This window comes from Acidocella aquatica, assembly GCF_030160635.1.
In the GTDB taxonomy this organism is placed as follows: domain Bacteria; phylum Pseudomonadota; class Alphaproteobacteria; order Acetobacterales; family Acetobacteraceae; genus Acidocella; species Acidocella aquatica.
The window spans coordinates 32,996-58,166 of the sequence record NZ_BSOS01000094.1 but is presented as its reverse complement, the minus strand read 5'-3'; the positions used below and the strand labels follow the sequence as shown (position 1 = coordinate 58,166).

The 25,171-nt window shown below is 60.6% G+C and carries 31 protein-coding genes; 8 read left to right on the top strand and 23 right to left on the bottom strand.

Translation table 11 applies throughout. The annotated features are described in order from the left end of the window. Position 1: 1 nt before the first annotated feature. Genes QQJ84_RS17160 through trbB form a run of 3 tightly spaced genes read right to left on the bottom strand, consistent with a single transcriptional unit; the run spans position 2 to position 1,598 of the window. On the bottom strand, positions 2-271 hold the full coding sequence (locus QQJ84_RS17160) for a VirB3 family type IV secretion system protein (RefSeq protein WP_284259538.1): 270 nt from the start codon (positions 269-271) through the stop codon (positions 2-4). Further along, entirely contained in the window at positions 271-579 is a 309-nt protein-coding gene (locus QQJ84_RS17155) for a TrbC/VirB2 family protein (RefSeq protein ID WP_408862241.1), read from the bottom strand. Before QQJ84_RS17155 ends, QQJ84_RS17160 begins: the two co-directional genes overlap by 1 nt. A 20-nt stretch (positions 580-599) precedes the next feature. Beyond that, a complete protein-coding gene (trbB, locus tag QQJ84_RS17150) occupies positions 600-1,598 on the bottom strand; it encodes a P-type conjugative transfer ATPase TrbB (protein WP_284259537.1) in 999 nt (332 codons plus the stop codon). A gap of 287 nt (positions 1,599-1,885) precedes the next feature. Between trbB and QQJ84_RS17145 the strand changes: the two genes are divergently transcribed. Continuing rightward, positions 1,886-2,764 (top strand): FRG domain-containing protein, encoded by an 879-nt coding sequence (locus QQJ84_RS17145; protein ID WP_284259536.1) that lies wholly within the window; start codon positions 1,886-1,888, stop codon positions 2,762-2,764. 130 nt (positions 2,765-2,894) lie between these two features. Here QQJ84_RS17145 and QQJ84_RS17140 read toward each other — a convergent pair whose 3' ends face one another. Next, positions 2,895-3,323: a CopG family transcriptional regulator gene (locus QQJ84_RS17140; RefSeq protein WP_284259535.1), complete on the bottom strand. Its 429-nt coding sequence runs from the start codon at positions 3,321-3,323 to the stop codon at positions 2,895-2,897. A gap of 9 nt (positions 3,324-3,332) precedes the next feature. After that, positions 3,333-5,357, bottom strand: a complete 2,025-nt coding sequence (locus QQJ84_RS17135) for a conjugal transfer protein TraG (protein WP_284259534.1) — start codon at positions 5,355-5,357, stop codon at positions 3,333-3,335. Between the two features lie 80 nt (positions 5,358-5,437). Between QQJ84_RS17135 and QQJ84_RS17130 the strand changes: the two genes are divergently transcribed. The 3 genes from QQJ84_RS17130 to QQJ84_RS17120 are packed head-to-tail and all read left to right on the top strand — an operon-like array spanning position 5,438 to position 6,454. Further along, on the top strand, positions 5,438-5,836 hold the full coding sequence (locus QQJ84_RS17130) for a type II toxin-antitoxin system MqsR family toxin (protein ID WP_284259533.1): 399 nt from the start codon (positions 5,438-5,440) through the stop codon (positions 5,834-5,836). 1 nt (position 5,837) lies between these two features. Next, entirely contained in the window at positions 5,838-6,269 is a 432-nt protein-coding gene (locus QQJ84_RS17125; RefSeq protein WP_284259532.1) for a type II toxin-antitoxin system MqsA family antitoxin, read from the top strand. Continuing rightward, on the top strand, positions 6,266-6,454 hold the full coding sequence (locus QQJ84_RS17120; RefSeq protein WP_284259531.1) for a hypothetical protein: 189 nt from the start codon (positions 6,266-6,268) through the stop codon (positions 6,452-6,454). Before QQJ84_RS17125 ends, QQJ84_RS17120 begins: the two co-directional genes overlap by 4 nt. A gap of 1 nt (position 6,455) precedes the next feature. Here QQJ84_RS17120 and QQJ84_RS17115 read toward each other — a convergent pair whose 3' ends face one another. The 8 genes from QQJ84_RS17115 to QQJ84_RS17080 all read right to left on the bottom strand — a co-directional run bounded on the left by QQJ84_RS17115 (position 6,456) and on the right by QQJ84_RS17080 (position 12,561). Next, the gene (locus QQJ84_RS17115; RefSeq protein ID WP_284259676.1) at positions 6,456-8,204 is read right to left on the bottom strand and encodes a relaxase/mobilization nuclease domain-containing protein; all 1,749 of its coding nucleotides are present in this window, start codon (positions 8,202-8,204) and stop codon (positions 6,456-6,458) included. A 253-nt stretch (positions 8,205-8,457) separates the two neighbouring features. Beyond that, positions 8,458-9,276: a lytic transglycosylase domain-containing protein gene (locus QQJ84_RS17110; protein WP_284259530.1), complete on the bottom strand. Its 819-nt coding sequence runs from the start codon at positions 9,274-9,276 to the stop codon at positions 8,458-8,460. Then, on the bottom strand, positions 9,273-9,791 hold the full coding sequence (locus QQJ84_RS17105; RefSeq protein ID WP_348522691.1) for a S26 family signal peptidase: 519 nt from the start codon (positions 9,789-9,791) through the stop codon (positions 9,273-9,275). The genes QQJ84_RS17110 and QQJ84_RS17105 overlap by 4 nt, the downstream gene beginning before the upstream one ends. Then, positions 9,788-10,252, bottom strand: a complete 465-nt coding sequence (locus QQJ84_RS17100; RefSeq protein ID WP_284259529.1) for a DUF2840 domain-containing protein — start codon at positions 10,250-10,252, stop codon at positions 9,788-9,790. The genes QQJ84_RS17105 and QQJ84_RS17100 overlap by 4 nt, the downstream gene beginning before the upstream one ends. Further along, positions 10,249-10,500, bottom strand: coding sequence for a hypothetical protein (locus QQJ84_RS17095; RefSeq protein WP_284259528.1), 252 nt, complete (start codon positions 10,498-10,500; stop codon positions 10,249-10,251). Before QQJ84_RS17095 ends, QQJ84_RS17100 begins: the two co-directional genes overlap by 4 nt. Next, on the bottom strand, positions 10,497-11,135 hold the full coding sequence (parA, locus tag QQJ84_RS17090; RefSeq protein WP_284259527.1) for a ParA family partition ATPase: 639 nt from the start codon (positions 11,133-11,135) through the stop codon (positions 10,497-10,499). The genes QQJ84_RS17095 and parA overlap by 4 nt, the downstream gene beginning before the upstream one ends. A gap of 223 nt (positions 11,136-11,358) precedes the next feature. Next, entirely contained in the window at positions 11,359-12,267 is a 909-nt protein-coding gene (locus tag QQJ84_RS17085; protein ID WP_284259526.1) for a replication initiator protein A, read from the bottom strand. 3 nt (positions 12,268-12,270) lie between these two features. Beyond that, complete coding sequence (locus tag QQJ84_RS17080; protein WP_284259525.1) at positions 12,271-12,561, bottom strand: helix-turn-helix transcriptional regulator; 291 nt, start codon at positions 12,559-12,561, stop codon at positions 12,271-12,273. Positions 12,562-13,152: 591 nt separating this feature from the next. On the opposite strand from QQJ84_RS17080, the gene QQJ84_RS17075 reads away from it, so the two are divergent. Next, entirely contained in the window at positions 13,153-13,392 is a 240-nt protein-coding gene (locus tag QQJ84_RS17075) for a hypothetical protein (protein ID WP_284259524.1), read from the top strand. Between the two features lie 452 nt (positions 13,393-13,844). Further along, positions 13,845-14,468, top strand: coding sequence for a hypothetical protein (locus QQJ84_RS17070; protein WP_284259523.1), 624 nt, complete (start codon positions 13,845-13,847; stop codon positions 14,466-14,468). Positions 14,469-14,720: 252 nt separating this feature from the next. Here QQJ84_RS17070 and QQJ84_RS19530 read toward each other — a convergent pair whose 3' ends face one another. The 7 genes from QQJ84_RS19530 to QQJ84_RS17040 all read right to left on the bottom strand — a co-directional run bounded on the left by QQJ84_RS19530 (position 14,721) and on the right by QQJ84_RS17040 (position 19,468). Continuing rightward, complete coding sequence (locus QQJ84_RS19530; protein WP_408862240.1) at positions 14,721-15,059, bottom strand: DUF2285 domain-containing protein; 339 nt, start codon at positions 15,057-15,059, stop codon at positions 14,721-14,723. A 67-nt stretch (positions 15,060-15,126) separates the two neighbouring features. Beyond that, the gene (locus QQJ84_RS19525) at positions 15,127-15,495 is read right to left on the bottom strand and encodes a transcriptional regulator domain-containing protein (protein WP_408862239.1); all 369 of its coding nucleotides are present in this window, start codon (positions 15,493-15,495) and stop codon (positions 15,127-15,129) included. Positions 15,496-15,640: 145 nt separating this feature from the next. After that, on the bottom strand, positions 15,641-15,910 hold the full coding sequence (locus tag QQJ84_RS17060; protein WP_284259674.1) for a DNA -binding domain-containing protein: 270 nt from the start codon (positions 15,908-15,910) through the stop codon (positions 15,641-15,643). A gap of 168 nt (positions 15,911-16,078) precedes the next feature. Continuing rightward, entirely contained in the window at positions 16,079-16,288 is a 210-nt protein-coding gene (locus tag QQJ84_RS17055; protein WP_284259521.1) for a helix-turn-helix domain-containing protein, read from the bottom strand. Positions 16,289-16,608: 320 nt separating this feature from the next. Beyond that, positions 16,609-16,932, bottom strand: coding sequence for a DUF736 domain-containing protein (locus QQJ84_RS17050; protein ID WP_284259520.1), 324 nt, complete (start codon positions 16,930-16,932; stop codon positions 16,609-16,611). 532 nt (positions 16,933-17,464) lie between these two features. After that, on the bottom strand, positions 17,465-17,941 hold the full coding sequence (locus QQJ84_RS17045) for a hypothetical protein (protein WP_284259519.1): 477 nt from the start codon (positions 17,939-17,941) through the stop codon (positions 17,465-17,467). A 141-nt stretch (positions 17,942-18,082) separates the two neighbouring features. Next, a complete protein-coding gene (locus tag QQJ84_RS17040) occupies positions 18,083-19,468 on the bottom strand; it encodes an SEC-C metal-binding domain-containing protein (protein WP_284259518.1) in 1,386 nt (461 codons plus the stop codon). 154 nt (positions 19,469-19,622) lie between these two features. On the opposite strand from QQJ84_RS17040, the gene QQJ84_RS17035 reads away from it, so the two are divergent. Both QQJ84_RS17035 and QQJ84_RS17030 read left to right on the top strand, forming a co-directional pair. Then, complete coding sequence (locus QQJ84_RS17035) at positions 19,623-20,069, top strand: antitoxin Xre/MbcA/ParS toxin-binding domain-containing protein (RefSeq protein WP_284259517.1); 447 nt, start codon at positions 19,623-19,625, stop codon at positions 20,067-20,069. Further along, on the top strand, positions 20,066-20,602 hold the full coding sequence (locus QQJ84_RS17030; RefSeq protein ID WP_284259516.1) for an RES family NAD+ phosphorylase: 537 nt from the start codon (positions 20,066-20,068) through the stop codon (positions 20,600-20,602). The genes QQJ84_RS17035 and QQJ84_RS17030 overlap by 4 nt, the downstream gene beginning before the upstream one ends. Positions 20,603-20,631: 29 nt before the next feature. On the opposite strand, the gene QQJ84_RS17025 is transcribed toward QQJ84_RS17030, so the two are convergent. The 3 genes from QQJ84_RS17025 to QQJ84_RS17015 form a co-directional block, all read right to left on the bottom strand. Next, positions 20,632-21,567, bottom strand: coding sequence for a DUF2493 domain-containing protein (locus QQJ84_RS17025; protein WP_284259515.1), 936 nt, complete (start codon positions 21,565-21,567; stop codon positions 20,632-20,634). A gap of 316 nt (positions 21,568-21,883) precedes the next feature. Further along, complete coding sequence (locus QQJ84_RS17020) at positions 21,884-22,945, bottom strand: DUF7146 domain-containing protein (RefSeq protein WP_284259514.1); 1,062 nt, start codon at positions 22,943-22,945, stop codon at positions 21,884-21,886. A gap of 70 nt (positions 22,946-23,015) precedes the next feature. After that, positions 23,016-25,115, bottom strand: a complete 2,100-nt coding sequence (locus QQJ84_RS17015) for a ParB/RepB/Spo0J family partition protein (protein WP_284259513.1) — start codon at positions 25,113-25,115, stop codon at positions 23,016-23,018. Positions 25,116-25,171 lie beyond the last annotated feature (56 nt).

Here is a 25,171-nt window from a genome sequence, read left to right as displayed (position 1 = left end):
CTCACGCCCTGAAATGGCTTGGGTAACGAAGGTGCCGGCGCACGACGTCGACAAATTGCGCGTCCCGCTTCGCCGCCCAGACTGCGGCGCCGTGGCCGGTGAGCCAAAAGGCGATGCCGGCGATCCAGAGGTGCAGGCCGAGGCCAAGGGCGGCGGCGAGTGTGCCGTTCAGGATTGCCACGGAGCGTGGCGCGCCGCCGAGCAGGATTTGCTCGATCAGGGCGCGGTGAACTTGCGCCTCGAAGCCGGGGATTGGCGCAGCGTCATCCATCAGATCAGCGCCCCACCGCCGAAGGAGAAGAAGGACAGGAAGAAGCTGGAGGCGGCGAAGGCGATCGACAGGCCGAAGACGATCTGGACCAGCTTGCGGAAGCCGCCGGAGGTGTCGCCGAAAGCCAGCGACAGGCCGGTGACGGTGATGATGATGACCGAGACGATTTTGGCGACCGGGCCCTGGACCGATTCGAGAATGGAGTTGAGCGGGGTTTCCCAGGGCATGTTCGAGCCCGCGGCGTATGCGGGGGCTACGAGGAGGAGGCTGATGAGCAGGCCGGACATGACGCCGAACGGACGGCGCAGCCGATTGGAAAGCAGGTTTATCACGGGCGGACTCCTATGGGCTTGAGGTTGTCGGGGGCGGAAACGGCGGAGGTCAGGACGTAATCACCGGCGCTCGAGAGGCCGTGGACCAAAGCGAGGTCGGCGAGGCGGCGTTGCGTACCGCGTCCGGCCAGCACCGCAATGACGTTGATCGTCTCAGCAATCATCGCGCGCGGGACGGTGATGACGGCTTCCTGGATGAGTTGTTCGAGACGGCGCAGCGCACCGAGCGCCGAACCAGCGTGGATGGTGCCGATGCCGCCGGGATGGCCGGTGCCCCAGGCTTTCAGGAGGTCGAGGGCCTCGGCACCGCGCACCTCGCCTATAGGGATGCGGTCCGGCCGTAGGCGGAGTGAGGAGCGGACAAGGTCGGATAACGAGGCGACGCCGTCTTTGGTGCGCAGGGCGACCAGGTTGGGAGCCGCGCATTGCAGTTCACGCGTGTCCTCGATTAGCACGACGCGATCGGCGGTTTTGGCCACTTCGGCGAGTAGTGCGTTGGCCAGCGTGGTCTTGCCCGTGGAGGTGCCGCCGGCGACCAGGATATTGTGCCGGTCGGCAACTGCGATGCGCATCATCGACGCTTGGTCTGCGGTCATGATGCCGGCGATGACGTAATCTTCCAGCGTGAAAACGGCGACGGCAGGTTTGCGGATGGCAAAGGCGGGCGCCGCGACCACGGGCGGGAGCAGGCCCTCGAACCGCTCACCTGTTTCCGGGAGTTCGGAGGAGACACGCGGGGCGCCGGGATGAACTTCAGCGCCGACATGGTGGGCGACAAGGCGGACGATACGCTCGCCATCGGCGGCAGACATTTGTTGGCCGGTGTTTTCCAGCCCGCCGGACAGCCGGTCGATCCACAGCCGGCCGTCGGGGTTGAGCATCACTTCCACGATGGTGGGGTCTTCGAGGAAGACGGCAATTGCCGGACCGAGCGCGGTGCGCAGCATGCGCGCGCCGCGTGAAATCCCCTCTGACCGTAAGCCGTGAAGCATCATCTCTATCCCCGTTCACCGGGACCGCGTCTAGCGACCCAGGACAGCGGATGTTAAGAAAAGACAAGAAACTGGGTGGGGCAATAACGTTGTGAGGGGTATAGGGGGCTGGCGTAGGAAGACAGGGAAACGGCGGAATTGATCCGGGCCAAGATCGCAACAATGCTGACCTTCAGCTTTGAGCCATCATTCGATGTCGTTGTGTAATTGCCAAAAACAACACAGGCTGTCATATCTTACAGAAGCGTGGTTCGTTTAGAGCGTCGTCGATATAGCCGCGTCCAGAAGATGTGGAAATTGATCGAGGTTTTAGGGAGGAAAGTGTCTTCTTTTTCTTTTTTAAAGACAATGAACAGCCTCGGATAAGGCGACTTTCCGATTTTACCCAGATCATTCAGGAACTGGCGCCACATAAGGTCGGCAGCGTCGTTTATCGTGGTCATGCCGATGTCACATGGAAAACAGAGACATCGCTATTTCGCAATAAAAAGCTGTACAGCTCTGAGAATGCCATCTTTCGGACACTTTTGGCGTCACAACCAGAGAGTTTTCAAAGCGACACCACAATGCTTGATCGGCTTGTTCGAATGCAGCATTTTTCGCTGCCCACACGCCTTCTGGATGTCACTTGGAATCCTCTTGTAGCTCTCTATTTCTGTGTCAATTCGCACGAGAAAAGTGATGGGCACGTCTTGACGATAGGCTTTAAGGCATCAGATAATAAATTTTTCGATAGTGACACTATAAGCTGTATTTCCAACCTCGTTTATATGAGCCCAAGAGAACGTAATGTTTTGAGAGACAAAGCGTCATTGTCGATCGGCGACTTCAACGATCTGGAAGAATCTAAACGGCTACTGCACTTCATAAAGGCGGAGAAACCATATTTTTTGCCAATTATAAATCCGAAAGATTTGAAACGGAGGTTATTAGTTCGACCGAAGCAGAACAACAAGCGAATAATTGCGCAAAACGGTGCTTTTGTTTTGTTTGGCCTAAGCCATAAACCGCTCGAAAAACACAGTAACTATTCTATTCAAAAATTAGTGATTAAGGCGGTTGACAAGCCCTCATTAGCGAAGGAGCTTGATGTGTTTGGCTTTAATGATCAATCTATGTTTCCGGAACTCGAGACAGCATCGAAGTACATCGCAAGGAAGTTCGGCTAGAAAAAAGAGAATTTAGAAGTGTGTGCAGCAGCACCATATGATGATAGTGCGGAAAATTAGATTGATCCAATCACGAAAGTGGAGATCCCGATGTTGCACCTGGCCGCAAGGACCGTTTAAAGTTTTCTAACTAAAATTTATCAGTCGTTTTAAGAATTTGGTTGGGTTCTTCATAAATCTCCGCCGCCAAACTTTGTCCCTTTTCTATTCTCCGTCCCAGAGCTTCGACAAAACCTCGATACCGTGCGTGCCCGCTGGCTTGGGCGGCGGTGAGGTTTGCGTCCGGCAGTGGCGGTGTCGCTGTCAGCCAAAAGCGAACGAACAGCGCCAGAGCCTCATTGGAAATGTTGACGTGATGCTCCAGCCTCTCCAGTTGCCTGGTGTGCCGATCGAGCCTTCGGCTGATGGCGGCTTCCAGGCGCTCTGACCCATCGGGCGAGAGAAACGATGCCAGGGCGGCTTCAACGATTAGTGCCTGAGACATGCGCTTGCGTCCGGCATAGTCAGCGAGCTGGGCGGAGAGGGCTGGCGGCAGGCGGAAGGTGTGTTTGATGCGCATCTTGTTATCTCACAGCCCAAGATCATCGCCTGGATCGAGCGATGCCCGCCGGGCGAGGTCGCCCATCTGGCGGCGCAACTCGGACAGGCGACCGGCTTCCTCATCCTCCTGGTCCAGATCTTCTCCAAAGGTGAATTCCAATGCGGGGGCCGGCCTCGCCGGTTCGATGTCCTCATGCTCGGGAAGCTCGGGCTGTCGGCGGATGCCCGCATTAGCAGGATCGCCGTCAGCCTTGCGTGGCGGCCTTCTGGCATCGGCTTCGGCTCCCGTTTCCGCGGCTGTGGGGTTGACCATCACCTTGGGCGGTGGAGGGAGATTGCTCCAGTCGTCAGGCCGCGCCTTGGTATTCCCCAGCCCAAGCACTGGCGGCGGGAGAACCCGCTCGGCAAACCGCCGGTCCTCGAAGTAGCGCGCCTTCTTCGCGCGGATTGGATAGGTGCCGGACATCATGACGATCTCGTCGCAGGGTGGGAGTTGCATAATTTCGCCAGGCGTCAGGAGCGGTCGCGCCGTCTCCTGGCGCGATACCATGAGATGGCCGAGCCAGGGCGAGAGGCGGTTGCCGGCATAGTTGCGCATCGCGCGCATTTCGGTGGCGGTGCCCAGCGCGTCGGACACCCGCTTGGCGGTGCGCTCGTCGTTGGTCGCAAAGCTGATGCGGACATGGCAATTGTCGAGGATGGAATTGTTCAGGCCATAGGCCTTTTCGATCTGGTTGAGGCTTTGCGCGATCAGGAACGCCTTCAGCCCGTAGCCGGCCATGAAGGCCAGTGCCGACTCGAAGAAATCCAGCCGTCCCAGGGCGGGAAATTCGTCGAGCATGAGCAGCACGCGGTGGCGCCGGTTCTTCGGTGTCAGTTCCTCGGTCAAGCGCCGGCCGATCTGGTTGAGGATCAGGCGGATGAGCGGCTTGGTGCGGCTGATATCGGATGGGGGCACGACGAGGTATAGCGTCGTTGGGCGTGTATCCTCGACCAGATTGGCGATGCGCCAGTCGCAGCAGCGCGTCACCTTGGCGATGACTGGGTCGCGGTAGAGGCCGAGGAAGGACATCGCGGTGGAGAGCACGCCGGAGCGCTCGTTGTCGGATTTATTCAGCAGCTCCCGCGCGGCGCTGGCAACGACGGGGTGCGTGCCGGCCTCGCCAAGATGCCGCGTTTGCATCATCGCGTGCAAAGTGGATTCGATTGAGCGCCTGGGGTCGGAGAGGAATTTGGCCACGCCTGCGAGGGTTTTGTCCGGCTCGGCGTAGAGGACGTGCAGGATCGAACCGACGAGCAGGCTGTGGCTGGTCTTTTCCCAATGGTTTCGCTTGTCCAGGGAGCCTTCGGGGTCGACCAGCACGTCAGCGACGTTTTGCACGTCGCGGACTTCCCATTCGCCGCGGCGGACCTCTAGCAGCGGATTATAGGCCGCTGAGTCGGCGTTGGTTGGGTCAAACAGCAGCACGCGGCCGAAGCGGGCGCGGAACCCAGCCGTCAGCGTCCAGTTTTCGCCCTTGATGTCGTGCACGATGGCGCTCTCCGGCCAGGCCAGTAGCGACGGCACCACCAGGCCCACGCCCTTACCCGAGCGGGTCGGCGCGAAGCACAGCACGTGCTCGGGGCCGTCATGGCGCAGATAGTCGCGCCCCAGCTTGCCGAGCAGCACGCCGTCTGGCTTGAGCAGCCCAGCTGCTCGGGCTTCCTCCCGAGTTGCCCAGCGGGCCGAGCCGTAGGTGATGACCCGCTTTGCCTCCCGCGCCCGCCAGACTGACATGGCGATGGCGGCGATAATGGCGATGACGGTCCCGGAGGCCGCGATGTACGCGCCGTGAAGGAAGACGTCCGGGGCATAGGCGTCATAGGCGAACCACCACCAGAAAAATGCCGGGGGCAGGTAAATTGGCGTGCCCGCGAGGTGCCACCACGCGACGCCCAGTTCCGGCTGAAAGCCGAGCTGCCAGGCGGTCCATTCGGTCGCGGCCCAGATCGCCAGGATGACGATGCCGAACACGATGATGACCTGAAGCCAAAGGATTTTGGTGCCTGACATCGCCTTTCCATCAAAGGGAACGGGGCAGTTCGGCAGGCCTCCTCTTCGATGACAAGACTGAACGGCCATGGGTCGCAGAAATGGCTGGAAAATCGCAGCATTCGGCGGCGGCTGTTTGCCGGTGCATTTATCTTCAGTCTTGCCTTGCCACCATTAAGGTGGTATACAGAGCCGTGGAAAAGCGCCGCCCGACCTATGATTTGGCCGCCGTGAGGACTGTCCTTGGCGCGGTGGAAACGCTGGCGATCACGACATCGGCGTTTCGTGACGCAATTGGTTTGGGCTTCGACCGCGCCGGTATTGCTGAGGTGATCCAGGGCATGAATCGGAAGATGTTTTTTAAGTCCATGACCACGATCAGGGATCATCGCGTGTGGCAGGATGTTTATCATGTCCCGGCCCGCGGTTTGGTTTTGTACGTAAAGTTTCAGGCTGACGTCGTCACCGAATTCACTGTGATGTCGTTCAAGGAGAAATAGGATGTCGGCCCAGACACGAGAGTTACCGTCCTCGATGACGTCTCCGGAAACCGGGGAATTGCTGACGCGCGGCGTACGGCCGTTTGCGGTGGCATATAAGGGACTTGCCCTGACCGTAGACTTGCCGGGCTATTATCCTGACGGCGAGGGAGACGGCGTGCATGTCGGAAATGACATGGCGGCAGCGGATGCGGCGCTTCGCACCATGAAAGAGCGCGTGGACGGCGTCCCGTCGCCAACGACCATCAAGCGTGTGCGGGCAAAGCTGAAATTGTCGCAGCGCGCGGCTGGTGCCGTATTCCGGGTCGGGCCGAGCGCATTCGACAAATATGAGCGCGGGTTGATTGAACCTAGTGGGCCGACGATCCAGCTGATCACGCTGTTGGACCGGCATCCTGAGTTGATCGCGGATCTGCAAGGTGACCTGAAGTGAAAGCCGTTGATGCTCGCGAAGCGGCCAAGCTGGTAGCCCTGCGTCACGCGACCGCTGTCGGAATAGAGGCGATCGAACAACGGGCATGCCGGGAATTCGAGTCGTTCGTCAAACTCAGCAACTATCTGAAGGCGGCAACGGACAAGGTGATCGCTGGTGCGGCAACCAAATCGCGCACTCGTTGAATTAAATTCCTAGTCCCCTTTGCCGACCAAAACTCCAATCTACGCCGCCGCCTGGCAGAACGGTGCCGGACACATGCTGACCGAGTTTTTGCTCCAGCGCCGGGCGCCAGGGCACGAGCTGGAAGCCGAGGCCGTCGTCGATCATGGCAAAGCGGCCGGAGGCCAGCGTCACGCGCTGGCGATAGATGCCGGTGACATAGTCGCCCACCCCGGATGGGGCGTGCGTAAGCCCGGTCTCTGCGCCCAGCCGCTCAACCGTGGCGGCCAACTCGCGCTGGCGCAGCGTCTCGATCAGACCGCGCGGGAATAAAATGCGCTCACCCTGGCGACGAGCAAGTCCTTCCCCCACCAGATGATCCGCGCGGCGCGCCATGGCGTCGCGGATTTCGGCGCCGAAACCACCAGCCGTTGGCACGGGATCGCTGGCGACAAGCTGCCGGTCGAGCCAAGTGGCGCCCGTCGCCGTCACCTGCGCTTCCAGGGTGATATCCAACCGCGTGGCCAAGGATAGGCGCCGCTTGCCCTTGGCATCCTCCCACGCACGCAGTTCGACGATGGCGCCCGGATGCGCGTCGCCTGTCATGTCGATGTTGGCAAAGCGCAGATGATGGGTGCGACCATCGGTGCCCTCGATGATGGCATAGGCGCTGCCCTGCAGTTCGTCATGCAGCCCACGCTCCACGAGCTTGCCCAGCACCGGGTCGGCGGCGTCCTCACCATGGATGGCGAAGCCCGTCACGTCCGGGGCGCGGTCACCCGTGGCCATGGCCCGATGCATGGTCTTGATGACGTCGCCCCGGATCGACAGGTCACGCAGCGTTTGCTCAATGCCCGGCTTGAGCGCCCAGCAGCCGGGGCCAACCGACTCGGCCAGACCCAGGCGTTCCAATTTCATCGCCCTGCCAACAAGTAGCCGGCGTAGCTCTGGGTCAGGGCCGGTCGCGGCCGGGCGGAGGTCGGCGACGCTGCCACTATCGTCGGCAAGATCGCGCAGCGCGCGGTCGAGGCCGGTCCAGCGTTCTGCCTCGACCTCCTTCTGGAGCGCCGCGCTGATTTCGCGTTCAGTGCGTGGCCCCAGTTCCAGACTGACGCGTTCCTCGGCGCGGCCACGAAAGCTCCGGCCGATGTAGTCGCGGCTGATGACTAGATCCTGGCCGTCATCGGCCCGCCCACGCACCAGGACATGGATGTGCGGGTTGTCGGTGTTCCAGTGGTCGACCGCGACCCAGTCGAGGCGGGTTCCGAGGTCGCGTTCGGCATCGGCCATCAGCTCTCGGGTGAAGGTTCGTAGATCTTCCATCTCACCGGCGTCCTCAGGCGAGACCATGAACCTAAAATGGTGGCGGTCGTCCTCGCACCGTTCCGCAAACGCCTTCACGTCGGCGTTCTCCGCGCTCGCATGAAACATGCGCCCTCGCACGCCATCGCGGGTGACGCCTTCGCGTTCAAGGTAGCCGACGTGTTGGGCCAGCGGTGCCGAGCGGAATTTTGTGCCGATGTGGCGGACGACACGAGCCTTGATCGCCACGCGCCGCACAGGTGAACGCAGGGATTGAGCGAGGGACGCCGCCCGGCCTCGGCCAAAACGTGAGCCGCTGCCAGTGGACCGCCGTTGTCCGAAGCCGCGCCCTGTATGACCGGCTTTTCTGGCAGCCTGCATGACCTCGCCGACGAAGCTCTTTGGCTGACCGCTGCGGCCATGGCCGATGCGTCCTGGCCGGACATGCAGATTGTCGTCGTGGTTGCTCATCATTGTGCTTTCCGATGGGGGTAAAAACCGAGCGACGGCGCATTTAATGAGGATGTTCCTGGTGTTTTTGCCTGTAGCGCCACCTTGGCTGCATGACCGACGGCGCTGAAAACGCAATAAAACCAACCACATGCACCCCGCCCGACGGCGGTGCTTTTATCTTGCAATCGGCTGGCTGGTTTCCGGGACGCCCGAAGTCCACGCCCTGAACACGCGATATTTCCCGCCATGCCACGAGCGACCGCGATCTGCCTCATTGCGGCAGGCCGCCATGAGTCACGGATACGAACAAGCCCTCTGACTGCGAGAACAATGCGGCGACATTCGCATTTGTGGCGCCGGTGAATGAAGGTACCGGAACATGAGCGGCGACATAGAAAGCAACCTTATTACTGCGCGGATTGACGTAGATTTCGGCATTCGTGTTGCCGCCGATGAATAGTGGCGCGTTCATCCAGGTGAGCGGATCAGGCGTACCAATGATGCGCCCGACTTGCACACCGCCGATTAGCGGCTCAAGCCGGGAGAGATAAAATTGCGTTTCTTCAGGCAACGGCTGGCCCGTCACGAGATGATCGTCATAGCGACCCGGCCCGGCATTATATGCCGCCAAAAATCCCGGTGCGCCGTAGAGGTCATACATCTCACGCAGATACGCGGCACCCGCCATGATGTTGTCGTGCGGGTCAAATGGATCAGCGCCCAGGCCGTATTCCTGGCGCAGTTGGGCGTATGTGTCGGGCATGATCTGCATGAGGCCCATGGCGCCCCTTGGTGACTTCGCTTGTGCATAGCCAGCACTCTCCACCTGCATGACGGCGCGCAGCCAGAGCGTGGGGACGTTGAAACGCTGCGAGGCTTCTCCGATAAATGCCGCGAAGGGATCAGGGGCTGAATTCGCTTCGGCACCACTCACTGGCGGTGGCGTTTGCGCAACCGACGAGACGGGGGCTGACACCAAAAGCGCGCCAATGGCCAGCATCAAGACCGGAACCGGCCTAATGTTTCGCCACCGTTCACGCTTCTCGCCGGCCTGAGAATTGGCGCGCTTCATACCCAAGACCCGCATCATTGTGGCCTCCTCGGAATCCAGAGTGGAGTCGCGCGGCCGATGATCGTCATGTCAGGAAGCGGCCCGAAATAACGGCCATCTAGGCTGTCGGGCACGCCGATGTTCAGCAGAAAAATCTCGTGCGGCGCGATCTTCTGGCAGCCTTGCCAAACCGGTAGCGGTCTGCCGCGGGTGTCACGGTCCAGCGCCTCGGCCTCAACCGTGCCGTCCACGGTAATCACGCGTCCGCGCCTGCACACCACCTGTCCCGGCAATGCGGCGATATGCTTGATGAGCGGCACGCCCATCGGCAGATATCGGCGCGCCGCCAGAAAACGTGCGAGCGGTGCTGGTGGCCTGACGATGAGTAACTGACCCACACGCAACGGCCCAACCGGATGCACGGAGTAGAGCCCGACGGGTACGCTGGCGCTGGCGTTCCAGAGCAGCCACGGCGTTGGGCGGGCGCACCAGGAGAACGCCAGCATCGACGTGCCGAGCAGCATCGCCGACACGATGTTTCTGCGGGCTTTCATGCTTGCACGCGCCTGCGCAGCAGCCAGGCGCGATGCTGCTTCATTGTGTAAGGGCGTGACGCCTCGCCCGCCGTGAGCCGGTTATGGACGTGCTGCCAATGCTCGGGTGAGGCGTCTTGGGGGGCGATGCCGAGGCGTTCAGCATCGTCGATGGCGCGCAGCGCGGCTTCGACTTTTGGCCAGCCAGAGAGGCGGAGCAAAATCTCACCGCCGGGCTGCACATAGGGCACAGTCGAGCAGGATTCTCCCGGCGCCACGGCACGCAGAATGTCGATGCGTGAGACGATGGTGCCGTAATCGTTCGACGCCCAGCGGACGAAGGCGAAGATGTTGCCCGGCGCGAAACCAACCATCCGGCGGCGGCGGTCACTGATGCGGTCCTCCACAGTTCGGCCAAAGCGGATCCAGCGTTCGACGCGTTGTTCGATCCAGGTCAGCTCGACCATGGTGAGATCGTTCATGGCGCAACTCCGCCATCTTCGGGAAACTCGCGGGCAAGCAGATCGCGCAGCATGTCGGCAACCGTGATGCCGCGCTGGAAAGCGATGATTTTGATGCGCCCCCGAAGTGCTGCCGTGACATCGATGGTCAGCCGCGCGGTAAAGCCGGGATCGCCATTACGCTCCGCTTGCGGTTCTGGCGCGCGTATCCAGGCATCCGGGTCGGTTGGCCGCGTGACAAAGCCGCGCTTCGGATTTCGGCGCGTCATCGCACGAGGCTTTCAATTTCGGCAACGAGGGCCATGATTTCGCACGCCGCCGCGCCGCCGGAATCTACCTCAAAGACAAGCTGGCCGGTACGCGCGGCATCGGCAAACGCCACGCGCTGGCCGATGCGTGCGCCGAGCACGGGAGGATCGTGCTCGGCCAGCGCCTCCGCTGTTTCGCGGGCGATGATCGTGCGCGCGGCGCAGCGGTTCAGCACGAAACGGGCGCGGAGTTCAGGGCGGAAGATACGCGCTTCGCGGATGAGATGCAGCACCTCGCCAGAGGCCCAGCCGTCGAAGGGAGATGGTTGGGCCGGGACGAGGACGAGGTCGGCGGCAAGCAAGGCCGAGCGCATCAAGCCCGCGATACGCGGCGGGCCGTCGATGACGACGTGGTCGACGTTGCGCGCAATTTCTGGCGCTTCACGGTGCAGCGTATCACGGGCGAGGCCGATGACGCCGAAGAGCCTCGGGCCTTTCTCCCTTGCTCTTTGCTCGGACCAGTCCAGGGCTGAACCCTGCGGATCGGCGTCAATGACGGTGACGCGCTTGCGTTGCCGGGCCCAGGCGCCAGCCAGGTGGAGCGCCAGGGTGGTTTTGCCGACGCCACCCTTTTGGTTGAGGAAGGCCACGATCATGACCGCACCTCCCCCTTCACTGGTGGCTCGTTCATGCAGTTATCCCCCAATGTGGATAACGCCGGGTCCGTTAGACAGATTCCGAAGGAATCTGAGTTAGATAAGTTAAGGCGCTCGAAGAGCCGCAGAATTGCTTGAGTTTTTGAGGATTTTGGTCCCTGATAGCACGAGGATCCGGTCCCTGATGGCACGATAGGTTCGGTCCCCGATAGCACGAGCGGATTCACAGCTTATCCCCAGATCGAACCAGCAGCGGAGGCCGAGCCGTATTGCTGCGGAAGCTGACGGGGGTTGGGGTGAAGCTGAATCGTTCCCCGCCGTGGCGAAGGCGCTCAATGACAAGCCGGTAGCCGGGCAGTGGCTGGCGGCGCACGATGTCGCGCAGGTCATAGGCAAAATGTTTCAGCGGCGAGAGACTGCCGGATTTGGCGTGCAGATGGGCGGTGTCGAATTGCCAGCCCTCGGACTGCCGTCCGCCATGCTTGCGTACAATGCGGTAGAGCCAGCGCTCCAGCCCGCCGCTCAGGGAGAAATAGGCGGGATCGATGGTGAGCACGAGCGCGTTGTCGAGCACGGCGGCGTAGAACCAGTCGGGCAGGATGAGCTGGACGCCGAGGGGGCGGCCGTGATTATCGGTGGTTTCTTTCCACTCGTTGATCCAGGAGAAGCGGTGCCGGCGGCGCTCGGTCGTCTGGCGGATGGATGTGGCGACCGTTGTGCTCTGCAGCCGGTCGAGGGCGGCCTTCAGGCGGTCATAATCCCGAGCGCTGGTACCACGGCCGGTGAAGGTTAGTATTTCGTATGGTGTGGCCGCCATCAGCCGGGAGGTTTTCAGCCCGGCGTCGCGCGCCTCGACGATCTGGGATGCGGCCCAGATCAGGATGTCGGCGTCCCAGATGGTGGCCATGCCGTATTCCGGCACGGCTTCCACGCGGATGGTGATGGCGCCCGCCCGGAAATCAATCGGCGCCAGGCGCTTGGATTTTCCCAGGCTGAAGAAGGGATAGGCCATGAGGTCTTGCACATCGCGGGGAGCCAGATCGCCCGGCAGGGCCTGGAACAGTTCGAGCTGCTCGCGCTCGGGCGTGAGCCGCCGGGCCGGCGGCGGCGCGGTGTGCGGGTCCTTTGCCAAGGATCAGCTCCGGCGCTGGCCGGCGGTGCCGTGCGCGGGCGCTGCCGACACGATGCGCTTGGCGGGGAAGACGGTGCCAATGCCGGGGTCGGAGGTCGACTGCTTGGCGCCGGTCGAGACCCAGCTTTGCAAATCATCAAGCGCGTAGACGACGCGCCCGCCGATCTTCCGGTATCGGGGGCCGGTGCCGTAGGTGCGGTGCTTCTCCAGTGTGCGGCCGGAGAGGCCGAGGAAACGCGCGGCTTCGGGTGTGCGCAGGTAGCGTGGCGGCATACCGGCCATCGGATCGGGCATGGTCGAACCTCCGTGATCTTCCGTGTCGCCGCTGGCGGTTGCCGAGCGGGGAAGGTCAAATTGGCGGGGTAGGATGGGTGGTGGGGATGACGAAGTGGGAGGGCCACGAGACCGTACCCCCAGCACTGCCACAGGTGGGCGATTCTGAGGCGGTTCGTACTACCGCAATCGAGGCAAGTCAGGCATAGGCTGGCCCGGGAGTTGATCTCAGGAGCGGACGTTTAACGTTGACCTGTGCCAGCGACAACGCGCCTCATTATGGCTGTTCGGCCAAGCGGGCCCATTTCTCCATAGCAGCCATTCATCGGTGAGCAGTAATCGACTGGATTGGCGGGAAGCAGACGCCGCGACCGTTACATAAAGTCTAAAATATACTAAACAAGCAGCATCAAGCCATAGAACCTCGGACAAACCCGAGGTCGGTTCAGTAAGTCGAAGGAATAACCAACAAGAGCTTTTAGAACAATTGTCAGATGACCTGCACATCGAATTGTTATCTGACCCTACAAAAGCGATAATCTTTAAAATAATTTGACTTTTTGATTTAGTTAATCTAAACGCTGTAACGGGCAATTGTAAAAGGAAAGTGTCGTGGCAGTCAAACCGGCAAAAAGGAATAAAAAAACCAGTCCAATTCAGCATCAAATCAAAGAGTTGGAAGAAAAAGCAGCAATCCTAGACAGGATAGTCGAAGTGGCTAAAACCTCTGGCGGAAGAATTTCCGACGACGGGAAAAACCTCATTCACATCCTTCGAACCGCAGGTCTAACGAAAACCGACATAGCTGGCGTTATAGATGTAACGCCAGCGGCATTGACACCATATGATTGAACCGCCCCGATTTTGCCGAAGCTGTTTAATTTGATAGGTCGAAACAGGGATGGGTGAGCGCAGCGCCATCCATCCCTTTTTGCGAAGCTGCAATAGATCGATGGGTTACTGCGCTCACCCATCCAGTGCTTGCTGCCGCAGCGTAAATCGTGGGTTTCGAGCCAAGTCGGGCGTAGGCCGCTGCGTGATCAATCCCGAAAGCCGCCACCCGCCTGCATAATTGATGGGTGGAACTCAGCTGAAGCCATCAACCGACGAAGACGTGGCACGACGCGAGGGGTTGCGCTACGCTCCGCCCATCCTTGCTTTCTGGACAACGAAAGGAACACTTTATGGCTCGAGTAGTCCCGTCTCAGATTGTTGCATTTGTAGACCAAAATCTGAAAAAGCTCCAAGCGGGACGTCTAAGTGTGAGCCATACCTCCGTAGCGGGTCTAACTGGCATCGTACGCTTGATCGACGAGCTTCCAACGGAACTGTTGACGATCAGCGGGAACGACTACAATGACCTTGTTCGTGGGGTCGAGACTATCAGAAACTCAGTTGCCTTCTGGCAGCAGAACGCATCTCGTGACATTGGAATCGCCGACATCGACGGGAAAAACGTTCTGCAGATACTTCGACATGTCCTGACAAAGTGCCCTGATCAAAGTCCATCGCATGCAACGGTCGAGTTGGGTTTCATTACGGATGACGTCTTCCGTGATAACATTCGATTGGATATTAGCACCGCAACAAGTGCGTTGCACAACGGAGAATGGAAAGCAGCAACCGTCCTAGCAGGAGCTGCTGCGGAGGCTTTGCTTTTGTGGGCGATTACAAACGCACCTGGCTTGTCAAATTTAGTACAGAAGCCCAAGGGGGCACCAGAAGATTGGTATCTTCGAGAATATATAACGGTCGCCAAATCTCTCGATCTGATCAAAAATAATACCGAGCAACTAGCCAATTTAGCTATGAATTTTCGTAACCTCATCCATCCAGGCCGCGCTCAGCGTCTTCGCGAAATTTGCGATCGGGCAACGGCCTTGACTGCGCTGGCCGCTGTGGAGTGCATTGTTCGTGATCTAAACTGAATCGCTTACGGGATGGGTCCTATCGTGCCGCGTGGTACAAAAATCAGAATTTTGCAGGATTTATAAAAGTAGGCAGTATTGATATGTTGGCCGGTATAAATATCCGGTTCATATGTTCGCTTTACTCGTTCAGGCCGCATTGAGTGGTGAAGCGGTATCGGCCCCTGCGCGCCACAAGCAGAATGTCTGGTATTCGCTTCCCCCGTTTCTGAACCAGACCGACAGATTTCCACCCGTGCGAGCCCAAGCATGTCACCGGCCACGTAGAAACTGAAGATAGCCCCGGTTCATCATGCCAACAGCGTCTTTGACCAAGCGAATCGTCTGAGCACGGACCGGCAGGGTTTTCCATCCTATTTCACGGACGGCGTCTGGCCCAAAGATGACGGACGCGATTTCCCTATAACTTGCCTCTGACAAGCGGCCGTCCAGGGCGTGTAACATCTGGATCAAACGCTTGCGATGGCGCGGCGTCAGTTGCAACGGTCGGGGCATTGGCCCCACCGGCTCGCCATTGAGGTGGTGACGAAGGCGAAGAGCGCCAGCGACACGGAGCAGGAAATCGTCATCAAGCGGAATAACCGCGGCCATGGGCTGGCCAGCGCTGTGCTCAAGAAGCCAGATGTGATGGCCGCCCGGCAGAAGAATATGCAGGCCGTCATGACTCTGATGATGGGCGACGGCCCCCGCCAGGAGTTCCGTGCTGAGGAGGCGGGCCCCTACAAAAGACTTTGGCATATGGCCCAGAACGACAGCCGTCGGGACAATTTCTGGGTGCCAGAAGACCGTTACCCTGCTTGCCGGCAATGTCGGGTCCGGTGCGACAAACCAACCCCCAATGCCGCGCGATTTTCGCCGCGGCATTTATGTCGTCGTCAGTCTCGGTGGCAATATGATCGGTGATTCGAGCGTAATCATCGCGGAAGGCTTGGTTGCGCCGAAGGAATTCCCAGGCAAAGCCCGACCGGTCTAACTGGCTCAATTCAGCGGCATCAATTGATGACCGCCAGTCAGGTTTCCGTGCCACACGAATTCCCCGCTGCAGCGCCCTAAGTCGAGGGCAAGGAATAACGCTTTAGGTTGAAAACCGTCACCAGAAAAGTTTCAATTTATTCAAGTTGCCTTAACCAAACCACAAGAATCCGTATCCGCTGAAAGACGGATTTACGCCTCTACGGCTCGGTGGATGGCGGTCGCAGCAGATCACGGTAGCCGAATTCGGTCATCCAGCGTGCCCGGGCCAGATGGCTGTCGTGGACGATTTTGGCGCGCGCAGGCTCCTTCACGGGGTTCAACCCAAAAACAATGGCCACGACTTCCTGCCAGTCTGCGCCTTCCTCGGCTGCATCCAGTAGCCGAAGATAGGTGACAAGATGACGTTCGTCATATGCTGTCAGCTTTGGCGCCTCAGGAGGACGATCCTCGAACGGGGGCACGGTCATGTAGGGCGTTCCATAAATTTTCATCATGATACGTGATTGTTTGAGGTTTTCAAATGGAACTCACGAATTACTGATTTTCGATAAGCAGAAAAATGAACTCGGGATATATACCGAGGGTTGTAACCTGCCTCTTGTCTGCGCTGGCCGGAGCGCTCTTCTATGCGGTAGTCATTTATCCGCGCTCGGCTCTGTCGCGTCTGCAGGAGTTCCCTTTCGCTGCAAAAATTCGGCTGGGTCAATCTCAAGAACGACGGCAAGTTTTTCCAGCATGTCGACGGTGGCGGCGTTCTCCTCGCGCTCCAGCTTTCCAACGTAGTTGCGGTCGATGTCTGCACGGTCGGCCAACTCCTCTTGCGACATGCCTTTGACATGGCGCAATCTTCGTAGGTTCCCGGCAACGATCCCTCGCAAACTCATGCGGGGACGTCGCCGTCTTCCCTAATATAGTACCACCTAATATATTAGGTATTCGTGCGGGAAGTGAAAAGTAGGTAGCAATCGCGCAGCGTCTTTGGCGCGGAGCCCCGTCTGCCTGACCGCAGAGGCGCAACGCCGTGGGGCCGGAAACGAGGCTTTGCGGATTTACGGGTTTGCGCCTCTGCGGTCAGGCAGACACCTCTTTTTGTCCGACCTCTGGCCGCCGCGGGCACAAAAAAGCCCCGCCCGGATGATCGGGCGGGGCTTTGTCGTTGGCCGGCTTACTCTCCGTTGGCCTTGCGGGCGCGGGACCAGATGAGCGTGTAGCCCTCGCCGCCTTCGTCCTCGAACAGGTTGGCGAAGATGGGGGCGTTGAAGCTCGGGTCATCCAGCTTGACCGAGAGATAGTCGCGGCCCTCGCTGGAGCGCTTCGACCAGGCGGCCCCGATCTCAGCCCGACCAACGTAGATCCGATGGCTGGGGGCGTTGTCGGTGGAGCGGGTGGCCTCGGGGACAATGCGGACCCCCTTGGTCTGGACGCTCAGGGTGACGATCTCGCCCTGGTATTCGGTGCCGGATTTCTTGAAAGAACCAATGTTAGCCATGTCACTTCTCCTTGCTGATTTCGAGCCCGCGACCACCGCGGCCTCGATGGCGATCGTTGTGCCGGAGGCGATCGACGACGCACTCGCTTGCGAGCCGCAGCGCAGCGGAGGACGGCGGGCGCAAAACTTTCTTGCCTCGCGAGGAATGGGCGGCACGCCCAGGGGAAGAAAGTTTGGCGCCGCCGTTGCGGCTAGGCGATCGAGGCGAAGCCGGCCTTCGGCCAGATCAAGCCATGGAGAGGCCGTGTGGTCCGCGCGTTGAAAATTATGCGCTGGGAGAAGACGTGGCGGAGGTTGGATGCTTTGCACAAGAGGTCCGGCATTCCAGGCGAAGAAATGGAAACGACTGCGTGTAAAAGGGTTGGTGCATTGAGCCGGTGACGGGCAAACAACGATGCCCCTGCGAGAGGGATATGTCTCGGTCAGCTTGATCCTGCTGCCCACGAGAGCTCAGCGACGACCGCCGCATTCTCGGTATGCTACGGCCAGCGCCTAGCCCCCGTCACCAGCCTGTCGGAGGGTAAGGCCGGGATCAGCGGCTTCTGGTGGCGTCGGCCAAGGACAATGGGGCCGCGCCAACGGCGAAGCCTTGACCAATATTCGGCGGGGTAAACATGGCCAGGCGGACCCAGGCCGTGCATCCGATGCTCACTGCGCCGACGATGGCGAAGGCCTCCTGCCAAGCTGCTGACGGCACCCCGATCTGAGCGAGCCCAAGTGTGGCATGGTAGCCCGCGATGGTGGCCGGTAGGGCGTAAAATAAGGCGATTGCACACCGTATGAGAGGGGAGCGGATCGTCGCGAACGCGATCTGGCCGAGCGCCAGCGTCGCCCCACCGGCGAAGCAGCCGACGAGGAACGCGCCAATCACGCCTGCGCCGCTATGGAAGGCCGCAAAGGCGACGGTGAGGCCCGCGAAGAAGGGGAGCGCGTATATCGCGAGGGTGAACAGCAGCCAGCAGAAGATGCCGAGACCGAAAAAGCTGAAAATGACTCCAAGTGCGAGCATGGTGAAAGCCTCCGGACAAAGGATCGGACGGGCGTTCCTCCACCACCTCCACGGCACAGCCGCCAACCTATCACGATTTTTCACGGCAAAGAATCAAAACTTTCGAAATTCTCTCGCTAAAGCCTGTATGCGGCTCGACTATTATGGGGAAACGCCAATTTCCTGCCACAAGAAATCAAACGAGGCCGGGGCACGGTTTTGCTGGGCAGCTTGTTCTTTTTCATCCGCCTCATAGCTGCGGATAAGGCCCTTCACGCGTTCAGATCCAGCGGGCGTTTTCATGGCTTGTCTCGGTGTTTTGCCACTCAACGCTGGAATCGGCTCATCGGCCCAGTGCGCATAAGCGCGATGCAGCGCCTTGGCGATGGCTTCCGTAATCAGCTCGGGCGGTAGATCTTCTTGGCCGATCTCTTGAGGTTCCCGTCTGGCTGGTGATCTGCCCACCATCGCCCCCGTCAAATCCGAGATTTCCTGCATCAGGAATTTGACGGCGCCATCGGTGAGAGCATCAAACCAGGGCCGGCCTTTATCGGCGTAATTCCGCGTCTTGTAGAATATGGAAATTCTATTCGGTGTGGGCTCGATGTTGATTGCGGCCAGGTTCCGGCGTTCACCATCCTCGCAGTCGATAAACCGCGTCCAGCCGGATTTCTGATCTCCCTCGACATCCGTTTGCAGGTCCAGAATTTTGGCCAGCTTTTCCCAGTCTTCAACACGGTAATGGTCAGTGATCAACAAGATGGGCTCGCCGGAATAGGCATCCATCATGGTCGGCATCGTCATCGGCACTACGTACTGCTCCAGCCATTTGCGTTGCAGCGCGAGGCCAATGAATGCGCTCGCTTCTTCAGGATGATTTTTGAAATCTTTCAAGCGGTTCTTGATGTATTTCACGGCCTCTGGGCCCATGAGTTGGGAAAATGGGTACACGGCGCCTGATAATTCAAGGCGGTTGTCGAACGCCAACACACGGCATCCAAGATACGTGCCGGCCGTGAGCGTTTGGCTACCTGATTTTTCCTGCACGGTGATGGGCCGCTTTCTGGCGTCCAGCGCATCGCACAGCGTGATCTGGCGGCCTGGGATGGTGTCGGTCACGATGTAGAGGTGCAGCGGTCGCGCCGCCAATTGCTCGATGAAGGTCCGCTCTCCAACGGTGAACAAGGCGCCACCGGGGCCCAGCAGGCAATCTGCAACACGCTTGCGGGTGCCATGCGCCAGGATATCACCCTCGGCGAGCAGCCATTCCATCACGTTGATCTGAATGTTCTGCAAAGTCTCCGGGTCGAGATGGCGCAACCTATCCGCCTCTTCGTCACTGAGCCCCCCGAAAAGAAGGTCATCCAGGGCCGCAAAAGCAGCCTTGCGATGCTTGTTCATCAACCAGTCGATTGCCCGCTCAATCGCGCGCTCATGGCCTGCCGGTTCGGCGGCTTTGACGTTTCCCATCGCGCTGCCGCAACAATGCTTGGATTTCTTGCCACTGCCGCAGGTGCAAGGGTCATTGCGGCCAATTTTGTTTGCCATTTCGGGCTCCGGTGGGCGGGAGTAGTGCTTGCCGACCATATGCCGCTTATCCGTCCAGAGCCAGAGCGGCCATGCGATCGGACCACGTCGTCCTTGACGTCCGTCCCATATGAGCATAAATTATGCCTCACATGAGACGACCGGGAGTATTGAAATGTTGGCGGTAGCTGATCCGATTTCGTCGGTCCTTGGTATCAAGGCCTCTGATCCTTTGAGTTTGATGGCAGCTGTAGAGCACGGGCTGCCACTCGCCGCGTTGGACCGGGTTGTTCATGCGGTTGCTCCTGCGGACAACAAATTCGCCTTCCGGATTGTAACGCGCTCGACCCTTGCCCGGCGCCGAAAGACCTGGGCGGCTGCCAAGCAAGATACGGCAAGCCGGCTTTCCGCCGAGGAAGGCACGCGCCTCGCCAGGCTGGCCAGCGTTTGGACCATGGCCGTGAGCGTTTGGGGAGACGAGGCAGCGGCACGGCGGTTCATGTTCGAGGCGCATCCCCTTCTTCAAGGCCGGCGCCCGGTGGATGTCGTGCTTGAAAACGAGCTGGGGCGGCCCGTCGTCGAGGGCATTTTAGGCCGCCTGCAATACGGATCGGCTGTGTGACTGCGCAGATTCTTGATCGGATTTTGACGTCATATCGCATCGGGGACCCGGCTGGGGTTTATCCCATCTACGATTCGACTGGTTCGAAATTATGGCCGGGACGGTGGAACAGTGCGATCACGCCGCTGATCTACAGCAGCGAGCATTACAGCACGGCGATGCTCGAAAAGCTGGTCCATGGAAATGGGCATATGCCGGTCAACCAACATTTCATCGAAATTCAGATTCCACCCGGCGTGACTTATGAAGTGTTTTCTCCTGCCCATCATCCGGGCTGGGATGCCGAGGATTGCCTTGTCTCCAAAGCCTACGGCACCGCGTGGCAAACGTCACAGAGGTCACTGATCATGATTGTGCCAAGCCTTGTGGCGCGCATGGAGATGAATATTCTGATCAATGATAGCCACCCCGAGGCCCATAGAATCACGCATGGTCTTCATCAGCCTATTTGGTGGGACAAGCGCCTGTTCGGGGGAGCCGCTACGGCTCCTCCGGCGACCGGTACCGGCAAGAAGACGGCTAAGAAGCCCTGATCAGATCGGGCGGATATGAGGGGTGCTAATCACCCCCCCTCCCTAAAAATCCAGACCGGGATCCCGAGCTTTTTAGCCTTATCGGCCAGGTTGGCGGAGATGCCGGAGCCGGGGAAGACGATGACGCCGATTGGCAGGACATTCAGCATCTGGTCGTTGCGCTTGAACGGTGCGGCTTTGGTGTGGCGGGTCCAGTCGGGCTTGAAGGCGATTTGCGACACCTTGCGGCTGTCGGCCCAGCAGGCGGCGATGCGTTCGGCACCTTTTGGGCTGCCACCATGCAGCAGCACCATGTCCGGGTGCTTGGCATGCACCTTGTCGAGCCGGTTCCAGATGGCATGATGATCGTTGAAGTCGGCCCCGCCGGTGAAGGCGATTTTTGCGCCGGGAGGCAACAGCACCTCGGTTTCGGCCCGGCGTTTGGCCGCGATAAAATCGCGGCTGTCGATCATCGCCGAGGTCAGCGTGCGGTGGTTGACCATCGACCCGGCGCGCGGACGCCAGGCTGAGCCCGTCTGGCGTTCGAACTGGTCGGCGGCCTGGTCACGAAAGAATTCCATGCTGTTACGGCGTTCGATGAGCGTGATGCCCTCGGCCACCAGACGCTCCAACTCCACCGAGCGGATTTCCGAGCCATCCTGTTCCTTCTGGCTGCGCTTCTGGGCATCCTCGTTGTCGTCCAGGACGCGTTGCACGCGGTCGGCGGCGCGGTGGAAGAGGTTGACCGTGGACCAGAGCAGGTCTTCGAGGTCGGGCTCCAGGCGCGTGTCGCCCAGCGTGGCGACCAGGGCGTCAAAGATGTCAGCGACGGCGCCGCCGATGATTTCGGGTTCGGGGAGCGGCCTGGGGTCGGGCTCGTCCTGGAAGGGGCGATGGCCATAGAGCTGGAGTTCGGTGAGGAGGTGGTCGGTGGCGGATGATGCGTGTGGGGGCTCGAAATCGGGATTGTCGCGGTGGGTTGCCATGGTGATGCCTCGTCTCGGATTGGCCGCGCCCATCGCGGCCTTCGTGGCGATCACCTGACGGCGGGCGGGCCGGGCCTGCACCGCCGAGCGTAGCGACGGCGGCCGAAGCGCAGCGGAGGACGGCGCAAGGCGGCTATTTTGTCTCGCGATGCAAAGCGCCCCCTCTTGGGGCGCGGCGGAAAATAGCCGCCTGGAGCCGTTGCGGGGCCGGGCCGCTTGCCGTCCGATCGCCCTCTAGAAGGCCGTGGGCCCGGCCCTCTCCGACACGCGGGCACCATCCCGACCCAGCGGCTCATGCCGATGAGACCTGTCGCCATTATCCCGGATCGGTATTCTCCACCGCAGCTATGAATCGCGGTACATCGTCAGGGGTGAGCTGCACCCGAAGTGCTGCCCGAAGTTCGGTAAGGCCGAGGTGCCGGAGATCGTCGTTGAAATCCTGCAGAGCCGGAGACAGGGACAGCGTCTCGATCCCAACTGCCTGCGCCCGCTCGGCCAGAGCCGTGAATGCTGCGTCGCCAGCCGCGTCATTGTCTCGCGCGACATAGAGGCGGCGCAGCGTTGCCGGGAACAGGAGGGCAGCAAGGTGATTGGCGGAGAGTGCGGCGACCACGGGCAGGCTTGGCAGCACGCAACGCAGCGACAGCATGGTTTCGATCCCTTCGCCTGCCGCCATGACATCGGAGGAAGTGCCGAAGCGGACGCCGTTGCCGAGGAGATGACCCATCGCCCGGCGTGGCGTGTCGACGGATGCTTTGTCGTGCCCCGATGGGTCGAGCCAAGTACGATGAACTCCGGTCATCGTGCCGTCGAGATCGGTGATGGCGGCGATCATTGCTGGCCAGGCTTCGGGGGACGATTCTGGGTGCGGACGATAATAGCAGCATGGATGGAAGCGGAGGCTGCCGATTTCGTGCAAAGCCGTAATGCCGCGTCCGTGCAGATACGTCTCTGCAATTGTGCCGGCAATCGGCTTTGACATTGCGAACAGGCGGCGTGCCGATTCTGGAGATCCTGCCGAGGTCTGAGCCAACGCGGAATGGGCACGAGGCTCCAGTTGTGTGCACTCTCTCGGCGTCCCGAGAAACCGCCAAGCCTCGGCAGCAATATCGGGGAAATGGCTGAGGCCGTGATGCCTGCCGATGATGTCGAGCAAATCTCCATGCTCGCCGGTTGATGCGTCAGTCCATTTTCCGGCGGCACCCTTGCCAGCTTCCGGGCCAGTCAAGCGGACATACATCGAGCGGCCTGGGGTGTTCATGACGTCGCCGACCACCCAGTATCGGCCAGAACGGCGGCCATTGGATAGATAACACCGGCACACCGCTTCGGCATTGCGCGCCAGCTGCCGCGCCAGGTCATCCACGCTGTTGCCCATGGTCAGCCTTTCACAGCAAGAGGGGCCCGCGATCGCCCGCGAGCCCCTCCATGCCGCCGTCGGAGCAAAATTATTCGGCTGCGATCGCCTCGGCCTCGCTGGCCGAATGATCAGTATCGGGCTCAACCGGGAGATCGCCGATAGCCGTTTCATCCGCTGCGGGCGCCGTTTGCACGCCGGGCATACGGAGCGGTTCCGGCAACCAGCCGGTGCCGCCGAGCAAGGCCTCGGCTTCGGCCGCCATCTCCCCCTTTTTGAGTTGGGCGATGCGTTCGGCGGCAGTCTGCCCGTTCGCCTCCCGAACCGCTTCAAGAATGCGCGCCTTTGAAATGCGGCCAAGGTAACTGTCGACCGTTGCCGTCCACCCGGCCGCGGCCAAGTCGAGCGAGACGGCTTGGGCCAGACGATCCGCATGAGCAATCGCCTTCGGGCGCCGGTTATAGGGTTCCACCACCGCGTTGATCGTGAGTGAGACGCAATGGGCGAACAGGGCGTCGCGGCTATCCGTGTCAAAGCCGCCGAGAACATCCCAAAGTTCACCGGAATCCTCCGGCAGTTGCTCGGCCCAATGCCGATGCCGCGCATCGATCCGCGCGGCCAGCGGCGTGTCGGCAAGGCCCGGCGCTTGGGCGCCGAACATCACGCTCTTGGGCTCGACCTCCAGGCAGGACTCCAGGCCGTACCGGTAGAACAGTTTCAGGCTCAGTGCGTGCAGCACGGCGAGATAGGCGATGCCGGGCTCATTCCCCAGCGCCTCGCGCAAGGCCAGGGTTCGATAAGCGGTCAGTTCCGTCATCAGCCGGTCGGACAAGGGCTTGATGCCCTCCTCCTCCTCCGACTCAGCCGCATCGCCGACGTGCGCGACGATGAGGCGGCTGTCCGTGGTTCCGGTTTCTGCGTCATCGCTCTCGGCAGGGTCGCCCCCTTCGCCACCTTGCGCCCGGGCGCCATCTACAGCGGCCATGGCGGCCTCGTCGGCTTCCTCAACTACGGGCGGTTCATCCTCGGGGCGGACATAGCCACGCTCGACCCGCAGCTTGCCACTGCCATCGATGCTGACGAACACCCCCGCCTGGGCGATTTCCGGCGGGTCATAGACCGGCGGGCGCTGAGTCAAAGCGTTGATCTCCGTCTCAATCTCGGTGAGCCGTTGATCAACATCCTCCGGCACCTCGTCCGCCTGGGCCGCGTCTTCCTCGAGCCGCTCGGCCTCGGTGCGCAATGCCTCAACCTGGGCGATCTCCTCCTCGGTCAGCGGCCGACGCGCGCCAGGAATCCGCCGCAGCCCATAATTGTGCCCATACGGGAACTCGGTAGCCACCTGGACCCATTTCCAGCCCTCGGCGCGGAGAGCCTCGCCGTCACGCTCCAGTCTCTCCGCCACCACGCGCGCCAACAGTCCGGCATCCTGCAGCCAGCCGCCATCGTCCTGCTGGAATAGATCACGCATGATCGCCCCACCCGCCGCGACATACTCCTCACCGGCATATTGCGCCCGCTTGTCCGAAGCACGCACCGCGCCTTCGGTCAGCAAGCGGCGGATTTGATACGGCTCCTTGTTGTATGAGCGCTGCACGGCCTCCCACACTTGCTCCTGGCGCTGATGGTCCGAGCTGACCGAGAAGGCCATGAGCTGCTCCAGCGTCATCTCGTCTTCGGCATATACCTCCAGCAGCCGAGGCGAGACCGCAGCCAGCCGTAGCCGCTGCTTCACCACCGAGACCGCGACAAAGAACACCGCCGCGATCTCCTCTTCGCTCTGGCCCTTCTCGCGCAGCGCCTTAAACGCCCGGAACTGATCCAGCGGATGCAGCGGCGCGCGCTGCACATTTTCCGCCAGGCTGTCCTCCTCGGCGATGCCTTCGGTGCGGACGACGCAGGGGATCGACGCGGTCTTGGCCAGGCGCTTTTGCCGCACTAGTAATTCCAGCGCCCGGTAACGCCGCCCACCGGCGGGAATCTCGAACATGCCGGTCTCGGTGCCGTTTTCGTCGAGGACCGGGCGGACGGTCAGGCTTTGCAGCAGCGTGCGCCGCGCAATATCGGCAGCGAGCTCCTCGATCGAGACGCCAGCCTTCACACGCCGAACATTGGCTTGACTGAGTACAAGCCTATCGAACGGAATGTCACGAGAGGCGCTGAGGATGATTTTCTGAACAGATTTAGCCATGGGAAAAACTCCGCGACGGGCGGCCGGAGACACTCTCTCGACCTCCATCCCGTCAC